This is a genomic window from Sandaracinobacteroides sp., from assembly GCF_057137845.1.
The window spans coordinates 1-4,486 of record NZ_DBNHFX010000177.1 but is presented as its reverse complement, the minus strand read 5'-3'; the positions used below and the strand labels follow the sequence as shown (position 1 = coordinate 4,486).

The window sequence follows — 4,486 nt, the reverse complement described above, 5'->3', positions numbered from 1 at the left end:
TGAATCAGAAGGCCGAAGACCTGATGATGAACGCGCCGTCCACCGTCTCGGAAAAGCAGATGCGCGAACTGCATATCCGCCACGCGCTTCCGCCCAAGGGCTGAAGGCCTGATGCGGGGCAGGGGGGATCGCCCGCCTGCCCCGCCAACCCTCAGTATTTCACCGAACAGCCATAGGCGCGGCTGCTGGGCGTTGCGACCGGCTTGCCGGCCTGCACTGCGGCCAGTGCCTCTGATACCAGCGGCTTCGCCTTGGCGATGTCGGCGGGGTCGGCGCTTGGAACATCGTCGATACCGCCCGCATAGGCCAATGTGCCGTCTGCTGCGATCACGAACATATGTGGAGTGGTGCGTGCGCCATACGCACGGCCGATGCTGCCATCACCGTCCAGCAGATAGGCGGTCGGGCTGGCGCCCTGGCCGCGCACCCAGGTGTTGGCTTCGGCCCCCGTCATCGCCCCCTGCTTGCCAGGTGCCGCTGAATTGACGACGAGCCAGACGGCGCCGCCCTTGCGCGCGTCCGCCTGCTGGCGCTGCATGTTGCCGCTGGAATAGTGCTTCTGCACGAACGGGCATTCCGGGTTGTTCCATTCCAGCACGACCGGCTTGCCCCGGTAATCACTTAGCGACACCTTGCGTCCATTGCTGTCGACTGCGGTGAAGGCAGGCGCCGCCTGCCCGACGACGGCGGCGGCCGTAACCGGGGCCGCGAAGGCAGCAATGGCGACGGCTGCGAAAAGATGTTTCATCATGGTCTCTTTCTATCGCGGCGTGGATGAACCGGGCCTTGATTAACCTGGCCTTGCAAGATCGGTCAGCATCTCGACCGTCAGCAGTTGCGGCAGTTCGGTGACGCTGCCATCGGCGGCATAGAACAGATAAAGCGGGATGCCGGCGCGGCCGCGTTCCTCCAGAAAGCGGGCGATTTCGGTGTCTGGCCGGGTCCAGTCTCCGACCATGGTCTGGATGTTGGCCTCACGGAATGCGGTTGCCACGCGCGGGTCGGATAGCGCCCCTTTTTCGTTCACCTTGCAGGTAAGGCACCAGTCGGCGGTGAAGTACAGGAACGTCGGCTTGCGGGCCGCCTGTGCCTGCCGCAACGCATCGGCCGAGAATGGGACAGCAGCCAGATTTTCCGGCCCCGGAACGGCGTTTGCGGCGGTGGCAGGTGCAAGGCGCCCGGCCAGAACCGGCGCGGACACCGCAAGCGCTGCGGCAATCGCCAGCGGCAACGTGGCGCTGCGCGCATTGCGCTGCCGTTTTCCGGCAACCCACAGCAGCAGCGCCAGCAGCAGCGCGATCGCCAGCCCCAGCACCAGCCCATCGACCCCGGTCTGCCGCCCCAGCACCCACCCGAGGCCGAGCGCCGTAAGCAGCATGGGCACTGCCAGCACATGGCGGAATGTCTGCATCCAGGGGCCGGGCTTCGGCAGACGGCGGCGCAGCGCAGGCACGAAACCGATGGCAAGAAAGGGCAGCGCAAGCCCGAACCCAAGCCCTGCAAACACCGCAAGCCCGGCGGCCGGCGGCAGCAGCATCGCCGCCCCCAGCGCGCCCGCCATGAACGGCCCGGTGCATGGCGTTGCCACGAACGCGGCCAGCGCGCCGGTAAAGAATGCGCCTTTCGGGCCGGGTTTTGCCGCAAGGCCCGCGCCCATGTTCGCCGAGCGGGCATCGACATCAAACAGCCCGGCAAAATTCAGCCCGATCGTGAACGTAAGCAGCATCAGGAACAGGATCACACGCGGGTCCTGAAGCTGGAACGCCCAACCGGCGCCTGCCCCCGCCCTGGAAATCAGGATCGCGCCCAGCCCCAGCAGCGTTGTCACCAGCACCACGCCGCAGGCATAGGCCAGGCCTTCGGTGCGCGCCGCACGTTCGGAATGGCCGGATTTCGCAAGGCTGAGCGCCTTCAGGCTGAGGATCGGGAACACACAGGGCATCAGGTTCAGCAGCAGCCCGCCCAGCACGGCAAAGCCGAACGCAGGCCAGAACGCAGCGTTCCCCGCTGTTCGCGCCAGCGGTTCGCCCGGTGCGACGGTGCCCGGTGTGGCGGCCAATGTCAGGCCAAGAACATCCTTGCCGCGTTCAACCCTGACGAGGCCCGGCATGGCGCCGGGCGTGGCGCCGGGAACGGCGTCTGTCTCGATGATGATGGCGTTGGCCGTTCGGCTGACGGTTTGCGGGCTGGCGAACAGCGCCGTGTCGTCGGACGCGGCGAAGAAGTGCGCGCCCGTTACCGCCTGCGTGTTGGCGAACGGGACGGACAGGCGGATGCGCTTTCCGATCGTCTGGAAATGCGCCTGTTCCAGCAGGTCGCGCGGCATTGCGGCGCGCGCAGCGGCAAAGCGGGCCTTTTGTGACGCGTCGGCCGAGCCGTCGCCGATGGCAAGTGGCAGCGACAGGTCTGCGCCTTCCGGCACGCACAGACTTTCATCGCAGACCAGCCAGTCCAGCCTGACCTTCAGCGGCAGCGGGCCGCTGGCGCCTTCCGGCACCTGCACATCGGCCAGCAGCGTATTTTCAGCCGAATAGACGTGGTTCATCAACCCGGCCACGACGAATGTTTCCGGCACCGGGTATCTTAGCGGCGAAACGCTTACGCCTTCCGGCACAGCCCATTTGGCGCGTGTCGGCATGCCGCTGTCGCCGGGGTGTTCCCAATATGTGTGCCAGCCTTTGGCCGGGGTCAGCGCTATGCCGATGGTGAACGCCTTGCCGGCGGCAGGGTTGGCGGTCTCGGCAACCAGTTCGACGCGCGTGTGCGGCAACTGCGCTGAAGATTGCGCGAATGCTGGCGCTGCAACCAGCGCCGCCAACAGAAGAACAAGGCGGGCGATCATCCTGATTGCCGACATAGGCGGTTGCGGCCATCCGGCCAAGGCCGGGCTTCGGCGAAGCAACCGGCACAAGAAAAAAGCCCGGCGCGATGGCCGGGCTTTTCTCGTTCGGTTTTTGCAGTCGATCAGCGCTTCGAGAACTGGAAGCTGCGGCGGGCCTTCGCCTTGCCATACTTCTTGCGCTCGACGGCGCGGCTGTCGCGGGTCAGGAATCCGGCCTGCTTCACGGCGGTGCGAAGCGCTGGTTCATAGCGCGACAGTGCCTGCGCGATGCCATGCTTCACGGCGCCGGCCTGGCCCGAAAGCCCACCGCCGGAAACGGTTGCAACCACATCATACTGATCGCGGCGCTCGGCCACGTCGAACGGCTGGTTGATCACAAGGCGCAGCGTCGGACGGGCGAAATAGACCGTCTGGTCGCGGCCGTTGACCACGATCTTGCCGGAGCCGGGCTTCAGCCACACGCGGGCGACGGCGTCCTTGCGGCGGCCGGTCGCATAGGCGCGGCCGTGCTTGTCGATCTGCTGCGGGCGCAGCGGGGTGGCCTGCACCTGCACCTGCACCGGGGCGGCAGCGGCTTCTGCAGCTGGCGCAGCTTCGGGCGCCGGGGCAGCAGCGGCTTCCGCCTTCAGCTTCGCAAGGTCTGCGAGGCTCATGCGGGTGTCTTCAGCGGGGGTGTTCTCGCTCATTTCGCAGCAACCTTGTTCTTGCGGTTCATCGAGGCGACGTCGAGCACCTCCGGGTTCTGGGCGGCGTGCGGATGCTCGGCACCCTTGAAGATGCGCAGATTCTTCATCTGCTGCCGGCCGAGCGGGCCGCGCGGCACCATGCGCTCGACGGCCTTTTCCAGCACACGCTCAGGAAAGGCGCCTTCCAGCACCTTGTCCGCGCGGATTTCCTTGATGCCGCCGGCATAGCCGGTGTGGCGATAGTACATCTTCTGCGTCAGCTTGCGGCCGGTGAAGCGCACCTTGTCGGCGTTGATGATGATGACATTGTCACCACAATCGACGTGCGGGGTGAAGCTTGCCTTGTGCTTGCCGCGCAGGCGGTTGGCGACGATGGATGCCAGACGGCCGACGACAAGGCCGTCAGCGTCGATCAGGATCCACTTCTTTTCGACTTCGGCGGGTTTCACCGAAGCGGTGGTGCGGGTCAACATGGATGGTCCTTCACGCGAATGTTCGCAAATGGTGGCGCGGCCCTAGGGCAAGCGGCGCGAAAAGGCAAGAAAAAGCCGTGTGGTAAAATCATACCTCACACTTTAGCCGAGGGAGGATGGCCCGATCGTTTCGGCTTTTACCCATGCGGCATATGCGGGGTGGCGCGGCTCTACCGGCCAGCCAAGGATGGCCGGCACGTCGTAGCTGTGCGTTTCGGCAATCGCGGAAATCAGCAGGTCGGCAGCTTCGCGCGTGGTCTTGAACAGGGCGGGTGTTTCACTGCCCTCGTGGATCTCTCCCTCCCAGCGGTAGAGCGACACGCAGGCCGACAGGATGTTCACACATGCAGCCAGCCGGCGCTCGATCATGGCGCGCGCCACGCGCCGTGCCTCGGCCTCGGTGGGGAACAGCGCATAGACGCTGACGAGATCGCTCATCCCCGGCGGCCGATGACGTGCGCGCCCCATGCAGTCGCAGCGACGAC

5 protein-coding genes are annotated in these 4,486 nt (G+C 65.9%); all 5 read right to left on the bottom strand.

Annotated features, from left to right (window positions below):
* Positions 1-151: 151 nt before the first annotated feature.
* Positions 152-748, bottom strand: a complete 597-nt coding sequence (locus tag AC16JP_RS10110; protein ID WP_484340490.1) for a redoxin domain-containing protein — start codon at positions 746-748, stop codon at positions 152-154.
* 42 nt (positions 749-790) lie between these two features.
* Entirely contained in the window at positions 791-2,857 is a 2,067-nt protein-coding gene (locus AC16JP_RS10105; RefSeq protein ID WP_484340489.1) for a protein-disulfide reductase DsbD family protein, read from the bottom strand.
* Positions 2,858-2,964: 107 nt separating this feature from the next.
* The gene (gene rpsI / locus AC16JP_RS10100; protein ID WP_484340488.1) at positions 2,965-3,528 is read right to left on the bottom strand and encodes a 30S ribosomal protein S9; all 564 of its coding nucleotides are present in this window, start codon (positions 3,526-3,528) and stop codon (positions 2,965-2,967) included.
* A complete protein-coding gene (rplM, locus tag AC16JP_RS10095) occupies positions 3,525-4,001 on the bottom strand; it encodes a 50S ribosomal protein L13 (RefSeq protein WP_484340487.1) in 477 nt (158 codons plus the stop codon). Before rplM ends, rpsI begins: the two co-directional genes overlap by 4 nt.
* A 102-nt stretch (positions 4,002-4,103) precedes the next feature.
* Positions 4,104-4,486: divalent-cation tolerance protein CutA (gene cutA / locus AC16JP_RS10090; RefSeq protein WP_484340486.1), on the bottom strand; the 383-nt coding region annotated here is incomplete at its 5' end.

Excerpts from the sequence above, each read along its gene's own strand:
- AC16JP_RS10110 (WP_484340490.1), bottom strand. The coding sequence starts at position 748 with ATGAAACATCTTTTCGCAGCCGTCGCCATTGCTGCCTTCGCGGCCCCG.
- AC16JP_RS10105 (WP_484340489.1), bottom strand. The coding sequence starts at position 2,857 with ATGTCGGCAATCAGGATGATCGCCCGCCTTGTTCTTCTGTTGGCGGCG.
- rpsI (WP_484340488.1), bottom strand. The coding sequence starts at position 3,528 with ATGAGCGAGAACACCCCCGCTGAAGACACCCGCATGAGCCTCGCAGAC.
- rplM (WP_484340487.1), bottom strand. The coding sequence starts at position 4,001 with ATGTTGACCCGCACCACCGCTTCGGTGAAACCCGCCGAAGTCGAAAAG.